We start from the raw sequence: 15876 nt of genomic DNA, 5'->3' as shown, positions 1-15876 counted from the left end.
ATTTATGAGGAGGCAAATCAGCTATGATTAGTATTATTGTTGGTCTCGCTCTCTTAATGCTCCTCGCTTACCTAGGGTGGTCCATTATTTGGATTGCGCCATTGGTATCTGGGATTGTAGCATTGTTGAGCGGAATGAATATTCTCGAATCCTATACAGGAACGTATATGGAAGGCTTCGTTGATTTCGCAAAAGCGTATTTCCCAATTTTCTTATTTGGAGCGATTTTTGGGAAGTTAATGGAGGACACAGGGGCAGCGCAGTCCGTTGCTTATAAAATCTCAAACTTAATTGGAGAAAAACGTGCAATTCTAGGAATGCTGATTTCAGCAGCGATTCTTACATATGGAGGCGTGAGTCTCTTCGTCGTAGTCTTCGCCGTTTATCCATTGGCGGTGGCGATGTTCCGTCAGGCAAACGTATCAAGAAAGTTACTCCCGTCTACGTTTGTTTTAGGAGCTTTTACCTTTACGATGACGGCTCTCCCCGGAACACCACAAATTCAAAACATTATCCCGATTAATACGTTTAAAACGTCTACCATGGCGGCGCCGATTCTTGGAATTGTCGCTGGTTTAATAATGGCGGTTGGTGGTTATTTTTATCTAAAGTTCCGTGAGAAGCAGCTTACGAAAAATGGTGAGGAATTTACAGAACCAAAAGGTTCAAATGAAGTAAAGAGCATTAACGAAGATGAACTTCCAAACTGGATCCTATCTGTGATTCCGCTCATCGCTGTAGTTGTGACGCTAAATGCATTTGAAAACTTAAGCATTTTGATTGCTCTTGGTATCGGAATTTTGCTCATTATGCTCTTTAATATTAAAAATTACAAGCAGTTCATTAAAGCCATTAACGGAGGGGCTTCCGGCTCAGTTATGGCGACAATCAATACGAGTGCTGCCGTTGGTTTTGGTTCTGTCGTAACAGCATCACCTGGTTTTGAAGCTGTAAAAGACCTGATTTTTGCAATTCCACTTAGCCCGTATTTCTCAGAAGCCTTTGCTGTTCAACTATTAGCCATGATTACAGGTTCAGCTTCTGGCGGAATGGGAATTGCGCTTGAAGCGCTTGGTAGTGAATACTACGACATTGCCATTAGTAATAACCTTAGCTTAGAAGCGTTTCACCGTATCACAGCGGTAGCTTCCGGGGCATCCATTCTCCCGCATAACGGTGCGCTTTTAACACTATTTACAGTAACAGGACTAACACACAAAGATTCTTATAAAGATGTGTTCGTGGTCGGACTAATTATTCCGATGATTGCAACGATCGCTATTATTTTCTTGGCGATGATGGGCATCAATTAAGTTATCTGAACATAGGAAAATCCCCCGCACATCCTTAGGATAAAGGACGTGCGGGGGATTTTTTTTACTGAGCTGTATAACCACCATCAATAACAGCAGCTTGACCTGTAATGCTTTTCGCTTTCTCACTGACAAGGAAAATGGAGTAGTCGGCCACTTCTTGAACCTGGATTAAACGCTTCTGAGGAACGAGTGGATAAATGACTTGTTCTAACGCTTTCTCTTTTTCGATATTGCGCGTTTTCGCAAGATCCTCAAGCTGATTCTGAACAAGAGGGGTGTCAACGTAACCAGGACAGATCGCATTGACCGTAATGCCGTAGTCTGCGCCCTCAAGAGCTGCTACTTTCGTAAGCCCAATGACGCCGTGCTTTGCGCTGTTGTATCCTGCTTTTCCAGCAAAACCAATTAATCCATTGATAGAAGCCATATTTAGGATGCGGCCATAACCTTGTTCTTTCATAATTGGAAATGCATATTTGATACCATAGAAAGGACCCTTTAGCATAATATCCAGAATTAACCCGTACTTTTCACTTGGGAATTCTTCGATAGGAGCGACATGCTGGATTCCTGCATTGTTCACAAGAATATCAATACGACCAAATTTCCTGACGGTTTCTTCAATCGCGTTCTTTACATCTTCTTCCTTCGCAACGTTTGCCACAACGCCTTCAACGGTAAAGCCTTGAGATGTTAAGCTTTCCACTGACTCTTTCAGCGTATCCTCATTAATGTCATTAAGCATAACCTTTGCGCCAGCTTTCGCAAATTCAGTAGCGATCTCAAGTCCAATTCCCTGACCAGAGCCGGTGATTAATGCACATTTACCTTCAAGCATCGTTGTCTCCTCCTTAAGTATAAGTAACTCAGCTCTTAGGATACCCAATTCTTCTCAAGATATTTCGACTTCCTTCGACGAATAGCGGGTGGTGACAGGCACCATTAAAATGGCCCTCTCCCCAAAGGGGAGAGGGCCAAACGCTTTACTTGATGATATTTTGATCTCTTGCCATTTCCTTCGCTACTTTTGGTGCGAGCCAAATCATTGGCAGAAGGATGAGCGAGACTGGAACAGCTGTTACCACAATGAAGTTCTGTAACTGCGTAATACCGCTGTCTCCTGTGATGAGAAGAATAACTGCGACAGTTCCCATAAGAATCGCCCAGAAGACGCGAAGCCATCTTTGTGGATCGCCTTCACCAGTAACCGCCATGGCAATGGTATAAGACATGGAGTCACTAGTTGTAACAACGAAAAGAATCGTTAGAATCAAGAACAATGGTGACACGATGCTTGCCAGCGGGAATTGTTCTGTAATGGCGAACATGGCTGCTGGATTACCAGCTGCATTCAATGCTTCTGAGATCGAACCAGGGTTTGAAAGTTCAAAGAAAATGCCAGAACCACCGAGTACGGTAAACCAGAAGGTTGAGATAATTGGTGCAAAAATCGAAACAGCAATAATGATATCTCGAATTGTACGTCCTCTTGAAATACGACTAACTAGAATCGCCATCATTGGACCGTATCCGATGAACCAGCCCCAGAAAAAGACTGTCCAGAAGGAAAGCCAACCTGTATCGCCACGGAATGTGCTCATCGTAACAAATTGATCAACATAAACACCAAATCCAGAGATAAAGTGATTGAAGATAAAGCCACCAGGACCAAAGATGACGATAAACGCCATTAGTCCAATCGCAAGGCGAACGTTAAAGCTACTTAAATATTGAATTCCTTTATAAAGCCCTGTCACTGCTGAAATCGTTGAAACAATGACGACAGCTAAAATAATTGAGAATTGCGTGCTGAATTGATTTGGAATGCCGAAGATTTCTTGTAGACCGTAACTTGCTTGTAAGCCTAAGAATCCAATTGGTCCAATTGTACCTGCGGCAACTGCGATAACGGAAAACGCATCAATGAGGGTACCAAACCAGCTGTGACGCAGCTTTTCACCGAAAATTGGATAGAGAAGCGTACGCGGCTTCATCGGCATACCTTTATGATAGTGTCCGTACATCATCACGACAGCACTGATTGTACCTAGAATGGCCCAGGCAAGGAAACCCCAGTGCATAAAGCTTTGCGCAAGTGCAGTATCAATCGCACCCTGAGTTCCTGCTTCAATGCCTTTTCCATCTTGAGAAGGCGGGACGGTCAAGAAGTGGTACATCGGTTCAGCCGCCGCCCAAAACACACCGCCACCTGCAAGTAACGTCGCCATGATAATCGATAACCATTTGTATAAGCTAAGCTCTGGTTTATCCATTCCACCTAATTTTATTTTTCCGTATTTAGAAAAGGCCAATCCAATTCCTACAAAAAATGTTGCTAGCATCAAAACCTGCCAGAACCCACCGAAAAACCTCGCGGACCAGGCAAAGCTTGAGCTAACCAAGTTTTCAACCAAAGAAATATCAAAAAGTGCAAGAATCACGAAGAGGATCAATACCCCACCGCTTATACCAAAGACGGGCCAATCAATACGCCCAGTTTCTTTATTGTCCATAAAAGACTCCTTTAATCGCTTTTTAAAACACAATTACTTACTCTACCACTACCGTTAGTATGGTGTAAAGAGAGAAGTTTTAATCTGTTTCATCCCTTAATTATCTTAGGATAAATTACCAGGTAATCGATTCCATTAGCCCCCTTTTTTGTAAAATAAAATCGAAATTAGTCGAATCGGTCCATTAAATTCTTTATTACCCCATAAAAACAAAATAAAACCGCAAAGAATTAGCGGTTTTAAATTCATGATTTTTAAGTTGATAACTCCTTAATATTGCTATGATCTGTCCTTGAAAAAATGCTACTTTGACCAGCGGCCATCTTCTAGATGGTACCCAAGGTTTTTCATCTTAAAGTAATAGATGACAAGGAAAAGCACAAAACTAAAGAAAAAGTTAATAAGGCTCAGAATAAAGGCGGCAGTTAAGCCATAATCATCACGAACATAGTTAGTTATAAAGAAAATAATAAACGCAGGAATACCAAAAAGCCAGGGATGCTTTTTCATATTAAATTTTCGATCAGTAGGGGAGAGAAAGTTTTTATCTGATTGTTTGATTGTTCGCCGTGATACGTAAGCAACACCGATAAGAAGAATCAAGAAAATGGGAAAGCCGATGTTAAATCCAAGATAATAAAAAGCAAGAAAGGCACCACCAAAAAGAATAGCGAAAAAAAGAAGCATAAGAAGAAATTCTTTGCCGGGTGAGCGGGCTTTTTTCTTTAACATGAGGACACCTCCAGTTTTCATGGGTTATTTCTACGACGCCAGAATTTCCATAGATACAGGGTGGCGTAAAATGTAAGAATGCCTAGAATCATTGAGAAGTTTTTAGATGAAAAGAGAGGTTGACCATCCTTAACGGAGAGTAAGAAAAGCACAGCAGTCCCTACTATGATGACAATAATAAACTTTAATATCTTAGCCATGATCGACTCCTTTTCTAAATACTTACTAAATACCTGTAAACAAAACATGATAAACCAAATTTTTACATAAAAAAGCCCTGCATAACTTATGCAGGACGATTTATTCATTAACTTCTTGCTTAACAATTTACTGATTAAATGCTACATAAAATGGTTGTTGTTTTTCATCCAAGCAATATTCCATACGCTGTCGAAAATTCTTCCAGGTGACGAGACTAAGCGCTTTTTCAATAGGGAAGAAGCTGACTTCAAGGCTTTCAGAGGATGTGGTCAATTCACCGCCAACGTATTTAGCTAAAAATAAATGATTTGAAATCGACCCCTTTACATTTTGAAAAATGCCACAGTATTTTTCAATTTCAATATCTGCACCAGATTCTTCTTTCGCTTCTCGAATGGCGGCGTCGGACAGCGATTCGCCTTCCTCGACCTGACCTCCAGGGAATTCCCAGCCTCTCCGCGGTCCTTTTATTAAAAGGATTTCGTTAGCTTCATTTAAAATAATCGTTGCGGCTGAAACGATATGTTTAGGAGGATGATACGTGTAAGGTTCAGCTGTTGACGTAAGGAAATCCTGTTTACTTTCAAGGAAAAGGTTGCCCAATTCTTGTCTTCGCGCTTGTGCTTTTTGATGGAGATCGCTTTTTCGGATGCGCTGTTCAATTTCTTCGTAATGGGAATAGCTATCGTATTGCCATGTGGCTGTAATTTCATTCTGATCTTCGTTTACCCAGCGACCAATGAGTTTGGCGCCGTGTTTTCGTTGATTTGGATAAAGATATGTATGAAAAAAATCGTTAAATTCATTTACTTTATGAGGTTGAACCGTATAAGTTTTTCTACGATAAATCACGTGTTGATCTCTCCATTTCTTATCTAGAATTTACTGTTATTATTTCAAAATTTCAATAAATTTGCAATTTTGTTATAAACACATGATTTTGTGAAGAGCTAATAAGTTCGGTAGTCTTAACGTATTATAGTAGGAAAGTAAAGGGAGAGAAGCATATGCCAGATCTAGAAAACCAAGTTATCCTTATTACAGGAGGAAATCGAGGCCAGGGAAAAGCCATTAGTGAGCACCTCGCTTCGTTAGGGGCAAAAGTGGTGATTGGAGCTCGTCAGCTAAAGGCAGCAGAGAAAGCAGCAGAGTCGATCGGGCCAGGTGCTTTCCCGGTGCAATTGGATGTGACTAAAGCAGAGCAATGGAGGAGAGCGGTAGAAAAAATTCACGCTCATTTTGGTCAATTAGACGCCCTTGTCAATAATGCAGGACTTTTAAAAAGAAAACCATTTATGGACTTATCGACAGAAGAGTATCAAGAGTTGATTAATGTGAATCAGCTTGGTGTGTTTTTAGGTATGCAGGCGGTGGTTCCTTTCATGGAAGCACAGCAGAAGGGTTCCATTGTGAACAATGTTTCCATTTCTGCCTTTGCCCCGATTGGACAGTCGTCCGCCTATGCCGCTACGAAAGCGGCTGTTGTAGCGATGTCAAAATCAGCAGCAATTGAATTAGGTCCAAAAGGGATCCGTGTTAACATGATTCATCCAGGTGGCGTTGAGACGGAAATGGCGACACAGGGAGAAGGGGTTCCTGAATTTTATCAAACTATTCCACTCGGTCGCATCGGGCAACCAGTGGAAATTGCCAGGGCGGTCGCGTTTCTCGTTTCAGATGAAAGCTCCTATTGTACCGGGTCGGAAATTGTGGTGGATGGGGGAATGACGCTTGGGTCTGCAGATGTTTAACTTCATTTCTCTAACAGAGTAGTAGTTGCGAGAAAGCCATGATCGTATGGGGGTCATCTCTTCCTTGATTTTTAGGAGATTGTAAGGTTACAATGTGAAACTGAGGCTGAAATAAAAGGTTTGGCCTTATTCTATTTGCCTATTGCGAGAAAAAAGCAACAACTTTTCAATTTAACTAATCAACAAAATTAGATACAAGGTAGCAATGATCTGAACAAATAGCGTCAGACATAAGCCGAAAAGGAGAACCATTCCTTTTCGGCTTTTTTTTGTGTCTTTACACCTGACTTTAATAAATGCTGGAAAATAACTGGAGGTTTGCGATGTTTACTTTACATGATATTCCAATGTTTTTTGTGAATTTCTTTATTATTCTACCAATCGTTACATTGGTGCATGAGGCAGGACATGTACTTGTAGCAAGACTATTTGGAGGAAGAATAAAATTCTGTATCGGGACTGGGAAAAAAATGTTCGATATTGGGCCCTTAGAAGTGCGAAAGAAGTATTTCATGGAAGGATGGTGTCAGTATGATAAGTTAACTTACGATAAAACATGGGCTCATGTGTCGATTTATCTAGCTGGTAGTTTCTTTAACCTCATTCTTATCCTGATCATTAACTACCTCATTCTTACTGATGTCTTACCGAAAACGCTTATCTTTAGACAGTTTGTGTATTTCTCGTTCTACTTCATTTTCTTTTCCTTAATGCCGTACAAAAATGAAGATGGCAAGCCAAGTGACGGTATGGCCATCTATGATGTCATTCGCCATGGGAAAGCAGAAGACCCGATCGACTAAGTTCGACAGGAAACGGGTGGTGCCAGGCACCGCTCACTTATCTTCATAGAACGTAATCCGATTTAGAAAGGGGTCTGTGACGGTCATTTCGATGGTTTTCCATGAAGTATGCCTCATGCCAGGGTTGGCGTAGGCGTACTCTTTCTGGGATAGTGTGTGATGATAATCTTCAACATTATCTAGCTTTACCCGTATAGAACTTCCGGGTGAGGCATCGCCATGGTGTTCGGTTAAATGAATCAGGGCGTTACGAAATGAGACTTGAATGTATTCAGGCATATTATCTTCATACTGATGCCGCCAATCAACCGTAAATCCTAAGAAATCCCGATAAAAGTCAGTGGCTTTTTCCGTGTCAAAGATGCGAAAGATCGGTGTAATCATGAGTAGAAAGAACCTGCCTTTCCTTCATAGTTTTCAAGCCAATTCATTGGTACCTGTGAAGCAATCTGACAAGGGTGACTGGCATATCCTCATCATATAACGAATCTTCCTCTTTAAAAAGGCTATCTGTAAAAAAGAGTAAAGAAGTTTGGATATGTAAATTACCGCGGATAAAGGGCATGCAGAAAGAAAGAGTCCGGTTCAGTTCCCGGACTCTTTCACAACTTCATTATCCAATGGCTTCCTCTTCTTTAACTTCCTCTGCGATCTCTTTTTCATCCTCTACCCAGGCATCGGCATGTTGAATGCCTAGCTTAGTAGGATGAAAGACAGGATTCTTTCCTTGTTTTCGCTGGCTTTCATAGTCTTTTAAAACCTTGAATGCTACTTTTCCTAATAAACCAATCGCAATCAAGTTAATCACTGTCATTAAGGCCATAAAGAGATCGGCCATTTTCCATACGAGACTTAAGCTTGAAATCGAGCCGATCAGCACAAATGCCATTGTCGCGAGACGGAAGACAAAAAGCGTTCCTTTGCTTTTTTTAATAAACTCAATATTGGTTTCGCCATAGTAGTAAGAGCCAATAATTGAACTGAAAGCGAACAAGAAAATCGCTACTGAGATAAAAATTCCCGACCATCCACCTATATGAGCGTTCAGTGAGTTTTGAAGTAATTCAATTCCTGTTACGTCCCCTGTACGAAACACAGGAGCTAGTAAGATAATAAAAGCAGTCGATGAACAAACGAGAATCGTATCAACAAACACACCAAGTGATTGAATCAGTCCTTGTTTCGCTGGGTGTGAAGTCGTAGAAGTCGCTGCCGCGTTTGGCGCGCTACCCATACCAGCTTCATTCGAAAATAGTCCTCGTTTTACTCCGTTCATAATCGCTGCACCAATTGCCCCACCCACAGCTTGTTCAAATCCGAAGGCACTTCCAACGATGACTGCTACAATTGAAGGTAGCTCTGCTAGGTTCATGAAAAGAACAAAAAGGGCAATGGCAATATAGAGAATGGCCATAACAGGCACAATGACACTTGATAAGTTTGCAATTCGATGGACACCACCGAAGATGACAACGCCAGTTAAAGCTGTAATGATCAAACCGATGACGAATGGATCTATGCCAAACGCATTCTCAAACGCTAGTGCGATCGTATTACTTTGAACGGAATTAAAGATGAGACCAAATGTAATGGCAATCAGAACAGCAAAAATAATTCCTAACCATCTTGCGTTCAGCCCTTTTTCAATATAATAAGCGGGGCCGCCTCGAAAGGCGTTTTCACCTTTCACCTTGTAAACTTGAGCAAGTGTGCTTTCAATGAAAGCTGTTGCTCCACCAAGCAGGGCAACCATCCACATCCAGAAAATAGCGCCTGGCCCACCAAGCGTGATCGCCACAGCAACCCCTGCTAAGTTCCCTGTACCAATTCGCGTAGCTGCGCCGACACAGAAAGATTTAAAAGGGGAAATGTTTTTTGCTCCATCCTTATAATCAGGTTTTTCTCCTAATACGCGAAACATCTCGCCAAAAAATCGGAATTGAACAAATCGCGAAGCAATCGTGAAGTAAATGCCGAGTCCAAGTAACCCCGCAATGAGGACATAACTCCAAAGAATGTTGTTGGAACCATCAATGATACTCGTTAGAAATCCTTCCATAAGCTAAACCGCTCCTCTAGTTGTCATTTGATTTATTTTTCTGAAAATTTATCGCTAGTTATAATTATACATAGATTCGACAAATTAACAATCTATTTCGACAAATTACAACATTTATACAATTTGTAGTAATCCTTACCAGTCGCTTTTTTGCACACAAAAAGAACCGCTTCCTTACACTGAAGCGATTCTCAATAAAAGGTTCTCTATTTAATTGGCTCATTTAGCTGATTGATCTCATAAGCTGCCCTTAGTCCAGACTCAATGGCACCTTCCATCCATCCGTGAAAAGAAGAAGTGTGCTCTCCTGCAAAATGGAGCTTTCCTTCCGGCTGTTTGATGATGTGACCAAGGTTGTTTTCTTGGCCAGGGGTGAAAAGAGTGAAGCACCCTGCAGAATAGGGGTTCTTACTCCAATTAAACGGAACCGCTTTTTTGAAGGCAGCATATACTTCTTTTCCATAGATTTTGGCAAGATCTTTTAACAGGATCCGCGTGATTTCTTCTGGAGGCAAGCTTCCCCAGAGTACAGCGTCTTCTCCCCAGCTATAGCTGGCTAATAGGGTAGCTGATCCCTCTGATCCAATGCCTTCTCCTGGTACATAACTGAACCGAATGGGTAAATCCGTCAGTGCATTTCCAACGTTGTTTTTCTCCCAAAAGCGGTAGCTAAATTCAATTCCAATTTTAACGGCTGGAACATTGATTAATTCACGAATCGCCTGCCATTTTTTAAATGAGACCGAATGATATGGCGCAATATCAATAAATTGAAGAACGGAGAAAGGGATGGCAACAATGGCAACGTCTCCCTTCACACGGAATCTTTCCTGTGTTTTAGGATTGAGCGTTGTCACACTTACGCCACGATCTGACTGCTTGATTTTAATCACTTTTTGATTTAGAAAAATGTGATGCTTTAGCTCTTCTACGAATGAATGAGGTAAGCGGTCATTCCCACCATCAATTTGATGGAACGTGATTTTTTTGCTGAAAATGGGATAAATAATGTCCGTTAAAATATCGGTGAAAGCGAACTCTGGAAATCCTTCAATGCCAAGCATGACACCGATCGCACGAATTGCATTAAGGGAAAGTGGTTTCCCGAGGGGATTGTAGTGGAGAAATTCTCCCATTGAATATTCCCCATACTTGGCTACGAGCTCTTCTTTTTCTTCTTTTGTACTGGCCTTATAAAGGTCGATAAACGGCTGGGTTGCTTCAAGAAAAAGTTCTGTTGCCGTTTTTCCTTTTTCGCTTTCATTCAATGGAAAGCCAAGGATGTCTGGGTTCTTTTCATACTCTCCCTTTGTTGTTAGCACATTGTTAACAAAAAGCAGATCTTTCGGTGAGGAGTTTAAAAATGGGTGTAGAGGAAGTTGAAAGTGACGAATGTATTCATGTACAAGTGCATGGTTATCAGGAATTCTCATTGCGCCTGCGTCCATGTACTGATTTAAGGAAAAAGGTTTTCGAAGTGTATACACTCTACCGCCAATGCGATCATTCCCTTCTAATAGTGTCACGTGATGGCCACTTCGTTTCAGCAATGACCCCGCTACGAGCCCTGACAGTCCGGCTCCAATGATGATGACGTGTTTAGGAGCGCATTTTCCCGGTAACCCCTTTCGGATAAGAGAAAGTAGATCTTCTGGATAGCGTAATGAAGAAAATGGTTTGGCCATAGACAGCCTCCTTATCTCGTAAACCTCCTTACTCACTAGGAGAAGGATTCACCTTATTAATCTATGACTAACAAAAAAAGGATATGAAATGTGAAATTTTTCTTTCTATTGCGGAGAGAATGGTTAGAAAGAAGAACCGTTTCCTGGGCGTAAACATAAACTACAAAAAAACAAACAGATGCGGGACGGACTTGTATAGAAGGAGGAACGACATGAACAGGCAGGAACCTCTCCCTACACTGTTTACGATAGGGCGTAAGATGCCAAATTTTCTCATCTTTATGGTGGATCAGCCGTGTGAGCCATCAGAGGATAAAGCGATAGAAAAGAAAAATCTCTTTATGAAGGAACTTGTGCTTAACGGAGTTGAATTTAAAAATCACTATGTGGGCAGCTGCGCCTGTGCCTCTAGTGAAATGACACTTTATACGGGACAATATCCCTCCCTGCATGGGATGATGCAGACGAGCGGGTTTGATAGGTCGGCGTTTAACTCTGCTTTGAATTCGAAAACCGTTCCTTTGATAGACGATTACTTGCGACGTGCGGGCTATGAGACCTATCGGAATGGAAGGGCTTCCAATCAGAGCCCCATGGTAACGAAAGAGGTGGGCGATGAGGTTTATGCAAATGAAGTTGTAGAACTGCTTCAGAATCTTGAACGAGAAGATTCGGAAGCATCAAAGGCATGGATCATTTTCAGTTCGTTTCGTTCGAATCAAAGTTTCAGTGAGATGAGGAAAGTATTTCAGTCGTTGAAGAAGACGGCGCTTTACTTGAATACGGTCGTTCTTTATTTATCGTTTGAGGGGGAGAAAGGGAAAGGAACGGTTGGCAATCGTAATAGAAAAAGAAATAACGTGTCTGAAAAATCGCTTCACGTACCACTGATTATTCATAGTCCCTCGCTCATTACCAGTAGAAGGAGCACATCGATGCTAACCAGTCATGTCGACATTCTTCCAACAATTTTAGGGCTCGCAGGAATTGACGAGGAAGAGATTCAGACGTTACTGAGCATAGATTATTCGGAAGTTCGTCCGCTTGTTGGAAGAGATCTTACTCCGCTACTGTCGGGAAGAAAGCGATTTTATCGGGCAAATGAACCGATCTATTTTATGACAGAAGATGAAGGAAGACAAGAACGTAATGATGCTCCTGAGAATTTAGTTGAATCCGTCATGCAGCCGAATCAGTTGGAAGGGGTAGTGACGATGCTACGTACTGGCGAAGAGAAGCTGCAGGAAGTGTGGAAATACGCGCGATACTATGATGATCCCCAATATTGGAGGATTCCAGGTGTGTCAGATGTGATTGTATCGCAAGCCATTCCTGATCCGACAGGGGAGGAATCATTAACGAAATGGGTGACCACAACGAAGACATCTCCAACTCCCGACGAATTCGAGCTATACAATGTCACCCGCGATCCGTTAGAAGAAAAAAACCTTGCTGATCCGAATTTTGAAACGCCGGAATCGAAAGACATTCGTAAGATTTTAGCGCTCATCTTAGAAGAGCAGCGGCGTCAAAAGCGATTGACTTCGATGAGGAGCGACAAAAGGAACGTCGCAATTTGATCGCGTATTGATAGGGAAAGTGAAAGTGAGAGTGAGAGGGAAAAGACGGATTGAAAACATTGAAAGCGAAAGCGCTCAAGCGCTTTCGCTTTCGACTTTTTATGACAAATACCGGGTGGTGACAGGCACTTCTACGAACTGGGTCTTTATGCTCAAATTAATCAACTGAAAAACCAACCGAATAATGAATATCAATCCCTTTTGTAAGAATAAATCACTATATAAAAGGATTTAAATGACATTTATATATGATAATAGACACGCACTGAAAAGTTCCATACGCACCGCCAAGTAACAATTTTATCGCTTTCCTATTCGATTGCACTGGTTCTATACTGTGAAAGTACGAAACAGCTAGAAAGGTGTGATCACATATGAAGAACATTTTATTGATTAATGGACATGAGTATTTTCCGAAGTCCAAAGGTGAGTTAAACCAAACAATTTTTAATGAATGGAACGAGGTGCTCTCCTCAGACTACGAAGTGAAAACAACAATCGTCGATGAAGAATACAATGTTGATCAAGAAATCGAGAAGTGGCAGTGGGCTGATGTGATCATTATGCAAACGCCGATTTACTGGTTTAGCATCCCGGGTAACTTCAAGAAATACATTGATCGTGTTTATATGGACAAGATTTTCTTCATCGGCTCAGATCGCTATGGTCAGGGCGGCATGTTTACAAACAAGAAATACATGTTCTCTCTTACATGGAACGCACCAGAGGCAGCGTTTGGAAATGAACAGAGCTTCTTTGAAGGACGAAATCTTGATCAAGCCATCGATCACCTTCACAAAATGAACCAATATGTCGGTATGCGTCCGCTACCAACGTACTCGATTCATAATGTGATGAAGGAAACAAATATGGCGCACTATAGAACGAAACTACACGATCATTACAGAGAAGTGTTTGGTAAGTAAACCACTCTCTCCACACCGAGATGGTTTAAAATTGATTTTTCGGGAAAACCATTAAAGGACTTTTGAAAGGAGCATTTAACATGACTGTACAAACAAAAACATTAAACAATAATATTGAAATGCCTGAACTAGGTTACGGTGTATTCCGAGTTGAACAAGGCCAGGAATTGGTTGAAGCTGTGAAAACAGCGATTAAAAAAGGCTATCGCAGCATTGACACGGCAGCAATCTACGGTAACGAGGAAAGTGTTGGTCAAGGCGTGAATGAAGCGATTAAAGAAGGTCTTGTCACAAGAGAAGAGCTTTTCATTACTTCAAAAGTATGGAACGATGGCCTTACTTACGATGAAACAATTGAAGCGTATGAAACAAGTCTTTCTAAACTAGGTCTTGACTACCTCGATCTTTACTTGATTCATTGGCCAGGAGATAACAAATATCAAGAGCCCTGGAAAGCACTTGAAACACTTTATAAAGAAAAACGCGTACGTTCCATTGGGGTAAGTAACTTCCAGGTTAATCACCTCGAGGATCTTCGCACAAACTTTGAAATCACACCAGTGATTAACCAAATCGAATTTCACCCACGCTTAACGCAAGAAGAAGTGAGAACGTATTGCGAAGAGCACAACATTCAAGTGGAAGCTTGGTCACCACTTATGGCTGGTGAATTGTTAGATAACGAAACAATCGCTGGGATTGCAGAGAAATATAACAAATCCGTAGCGCAAGTGATTCTTCGCTGGGATCTGCAACATAACGTGATTACCATTCCAAAATCTATGAACGAAAAGCGCATTGAAGCGAATATCGATCTTTTTGATTTTGAACTTACATCAGAAGAAATGAAGCAGCTTGATGCATTGAACGACAATGCTCGTAGCGGCCCTCATCCTGATGAATTTGATTTTAAAATGTAAGATCTTTGAAGAAGGGCTGCATCCTGATGCAGTCCTTCTTATTTGGTTACGCAAGCCGATCCCGCCATGGGGTCGGCTTTTTCTCGTTCTAAAAATTTATTTTCCACACCATGCCCCTTTTTCCACTTTCCAAGCGATATATAGGGTGAAAGGAGGTGATCAACATGGCAACCTCATCCCTAATGGATACGCAGCTTCGCATGGTACTTGAAGTGGGCGTGGACGAAAACGGTAAATCCATCTTCCGCAGCAAGAACTTCAACAATGTGAAAACTTCCGCTACGCCTGATGCGCTTTTCGCAGTCGCACTAGCGCTAGCACCACTTCAGCAGCACAATTTGTTTGCAGTTGAGCGCAATGACTCTTCTGATCTTCAGGCGTAATCAGCGGATAAATTGATAAGAAAGGAGGAAATCAAACATGGCAAAAACACTCGAACTTCAGTTCAACACGCGTGACAATAAGCCGTTCTCGATTACATTAAGCGATCCAGTCGAGCCGGTGAATCCAGCTGCAATTGCCGCTGCGATGGATACGCTCCTTGCACAAAACTGTTTCACAACAAGCGGAGGCGATCTAGTTTCCAAAAAAGGCGCTCGTATCATTGAGCGCAATGAGAACGACATTATCATCGGTTAATGGATTGAAAAGAGGAAGGGCACTTGTCCTTCCTTTTTAGCAAGGCAACTAAACGAACAGGGAGGGTGAACGAATGGAGTCCTGGATGTCTTTGGTCAGTGATGTTGGTTTTCCGGTTGTGGTGACGCTGTACTTGTTGCACCGCATTGAGCAAAAGCTCGATACGCTGAACGATACCATACTGCAGCTTCCAGATCATTTAAACGCTCGAAGTTCGAATCAAAAAACAGGGTGATCTCTGTAAAAAAGGGGAGAGAGTTCACTGTTAAACGTGACCTCTCTCTAAGCATGAATCCTACATAGGACACAATCTAACTTCATATCGATTAGCGGCTTCCCATTCTCTTTTTTAATATGGAAATGGTGAGGTTTCTTCAAGTGCGCCGCTGCTCAGAACGTGGAATGCCTACCACACGTTCGAAAACAAAACTTGTCAGGTGAGCTGAAGCCGATGCAGAAAATTCAGCGTTCTACATCAAACACAGTTCCCGGTTTCTGTGGTGAGAAGCTATGGCGTGAACGGCCGTTAACGGTTCGGGTAGGTAACCAGGCGTACTACGGTACGGTAGCAGCTTGCAGATGACGCACATTGGACTGGTTTAATGTGTAGAAAGCGAGCTGTTGAAGAAATTCAAGCGTTCAAATCGGGTGATACGGTGGAAACCTCAGAAGGTCTCAGTATACTTCAGTAAAAAGGACGGCTACTTTTACAGCGCTGATGTTTTTCGTCAGCGCTGTAAAGGTAGTCATT

At 41.9% G+C, this 15876-nt stretch carries 17 protein-coding genes and 1 pseudogene; 9 read left to right on the top strand and 9 right to left on the bottom strand.

Going from position 1 to position 15876, the window contains the following annotated elements:
* Positions 1-23 precede the first annotated feature (23 nt).
* Positions 24-1313, top strand: a complete 1290-nt coding sequence (locus PQ511_RS11375; RefSeq protein ID WP_179886138.1) for a GntP family permease — start codon at positions 24-26, stop codon at positions 1311-1313.
* Between the two features lie 64 nt (positions 1314-1377).
* On the opposite strand, the gene PQ511_RS11370 is transcribed toward PQ511_RS11375, so the two are convergent.
* The 6 genes and pseudogenes from PQ511_RS11370 to PQ511_RS11345 form a co-directional block, all read right to left on the bottom strand.
* Complete coding sequence (locus PQ511_RS11370; RefSeq protein WP_273852021.1) at positions 1378-2154, bottom strand: 3-hydroxybutyrate dehydrogenase; 777 nt, start codon at positions 2152-2154, stop codon at positions 1378-1380.
* A 145-nt stretch (positions 2155-2299) separates the two neighbouring features.
* Positions 2300-3829, bottom strand: coding sequence for a BCCT family transporter (locus PQ511_RS11365; protein ID WP_273852020.1), 1530 nt, complete (start codon positions 3827-3829; stop codon positions 2300-2302).
* A 303-nt stretch (positions 3830-4132) separates the two neighbouring features.
* Positions 4133-4561: a hypothetical protein gene (locus tag PQ511_RS11360; protein ID WP_273852019.1), complete on the bottom strand. Its 429-nt coding sequence runs from the start codon at positions 4559-4561 to the stop codon at positions 4133-4135.
* 17 nt (positions 4562-4578) lie between these two features.
* Entirely contained in the window at positions 4579-4761 is a 183-nt protein-coding gene (locus PQ511_RS11355) for a hypothetical protein (RefSeq protein ID WP_273852018.1), read from the bottom strand.
* A 127-nt stretch (positions 4762-4888) separates the two neighbouring features.
* Entirely contained in the window at positions 4889-5284 is a 396-nt protein-coding gene (locus PQ511_RS11350) for an NUDIX hydrolase (RefSeq protein ID WP_273852089.1), read from the bottom strand.
* 54 nt (positions 5285-5338) lie between these two features.
* Positions 5339-5614: pseudogene (locus tag PQ511_RS11345) on the bottom strand (NIPSNAP family protein); the annotation flags it as partial.
* Between the two features lie 155 nt (positions 5615-5769).
* On the opposite strand from PQ511_RS11345, the gene PQ511_RS11340 reads away from it, so the two are divergent.
* Positions 5770-6513, top strand: a complete 744-nt coding sequence (locus PQ511_RS11340; protein ID WP_273852017.1) for an SDR family NAD(P)-dependent oxidoreductase — start codon at positions 5770-5772, stop codon at positions 6511-6513.
* Positions 6514-6836: 323 nt separating this feature from the next.
* Complete coding sequence (locus PQ511_RS11335) at positions 6837-7316, top strand: site-2 protease family protein (RefSeq protein WP_273852016.1); 480 nt, start codon at positions 6837-6839, stop codon at positions 7314-7316.
* A gap of 33 nt (positions 7317-7349) precedes the next feature.
* On the opposite strand, the gene PQ511_RS11330 is transcribed toward PQ511_RS11335, so the two are convergent.
* The 3 genes from PQ511_RS11330 to PQ511_RS11320 form a co-directional block, all read right to left on the bottom strand.
* Positions 7350-7700 (bottom strand): glyoxalase superfamily protein, encoded by a 351-nt coding sequence (locus tag PQ511_RS11330; RefSeq protein WP_273852015.1) that lies wholly within the window; start codon positions 7698-7700, stop codon positions 7350-7352.
* Positions 7701-7929: 229 nt separating this feature from the next.
* Positions 7930-9375, bottom strand: coding sequence for an alanine/glycine:cation symporter family protein (locus PQ511_RS11325; RefSeq protein ID WP_273852014.1), 1446 nt, complete (start codon positions 9373-9375; stop codon positions 7930-7932).
* Between the two features lie 206 nt (positions 9376-9581).
* Entirely contained in the window at positions 9582-11060 is a 1479-nt protein-coding gene (locus PQ511_RS11320) for a flavin monoamine oxidase family protein (protein ID WP_273852013.1), read from the bottom strand.
* 212 nt (positions 11061-11272) lie between these two features.
* On the opposite strand from PQ511_RS11320, the gene PQ511_RS11315 reads away from it, so the two are divergent.
* The 6 genes from PQ511_RS11315 (at position 11273) to PQ511_RS11290 (ending at position 15360) form a co-directional block, all read left to right on the top strand.
* Positions 11273-12640 carry a sulfatase-like hydrolase/transferase gene (locus PQ511_RS11315; protein ID WP_273852012.1) on the top strand — a complete coding sequence of 456 codons (1368 nt, stop codon included), beginning with the start codon at positions 11273-11275 and terminating at the stop codon, positions 12638-12640.
* 374 nt (positions 12641-13014) lie between these two features.
* Complete coding sequence (locus PQ511_RS11310; RefSeq protein WP_273852011.1) at positions 13015-13566, top strand: NAD(P)H-dependent oxidoreductase; 552 nt, start codon at positions 13015-13017, stop codon at positions 13564-13566.
* An 80-nt stretch (positions 13567-13646) separates the two neighbouring features.
* Positions 13647-14486, top strand: a complete 840-nt coding sequence (locus tag PQ511_RS11305) for an aldo/keto reductase (RefSeq protein ID WP_273852010.1) — start codon at positions 13647-13649, stop codon at positions 14484-14486.
* A 164-nt stretch (positions 14487-14650) separates the two neighbouring features.
* The gene (locus PQ511_RS11300) at positions 14651-14869 is read left to right on the top strand and encodes a DUF1659 domain-containing protein (RefSeq protein WP_098442650.1); all 219 of its coding nucleotides are present in this window, start codon (positions 14651-14653) and stop codon (positions 14867-14869) included.
* Positions 14870-14906: 37 nt separating this feature from the next.
* Positions 14907-15125: a DUF2922 domain-containing protein gene (locus PQ511_RS11295; RefSeq protein ID WP_166000532.1), complete on the top strand. Its 219-nt coding sequence runs from the start codon at positions 14907-14909 to the stop codon at positions 15123-15125.
* Between the two features lie 73 nt (positions 15126-15198).
* A complete protein-coding gene (locus PQ511_RS11290) occupies positions 15199-15360 on the top strand; it encodes a YvrJ family protein (protein ID WP_273852009.1) in 162 nt (53 codons plus the stop codon).
* Positions 15361-15876 lie beyond the last annotated feature (516 nt).

The organism is Guptibacillus spartinae (genome assembly GCF_028610625.1).
Lineage (GTDB): Bacteria > Bacillota > Bacilli > Bacillales > Guptibacillaceae > Guptibacillus > Guptibacillus spartinae.
The sequence above is the reverse complement of the archived record's forward strand: the minus strand, read 5'-3'. Positions and strand labels throughout refer to the sequence as shown.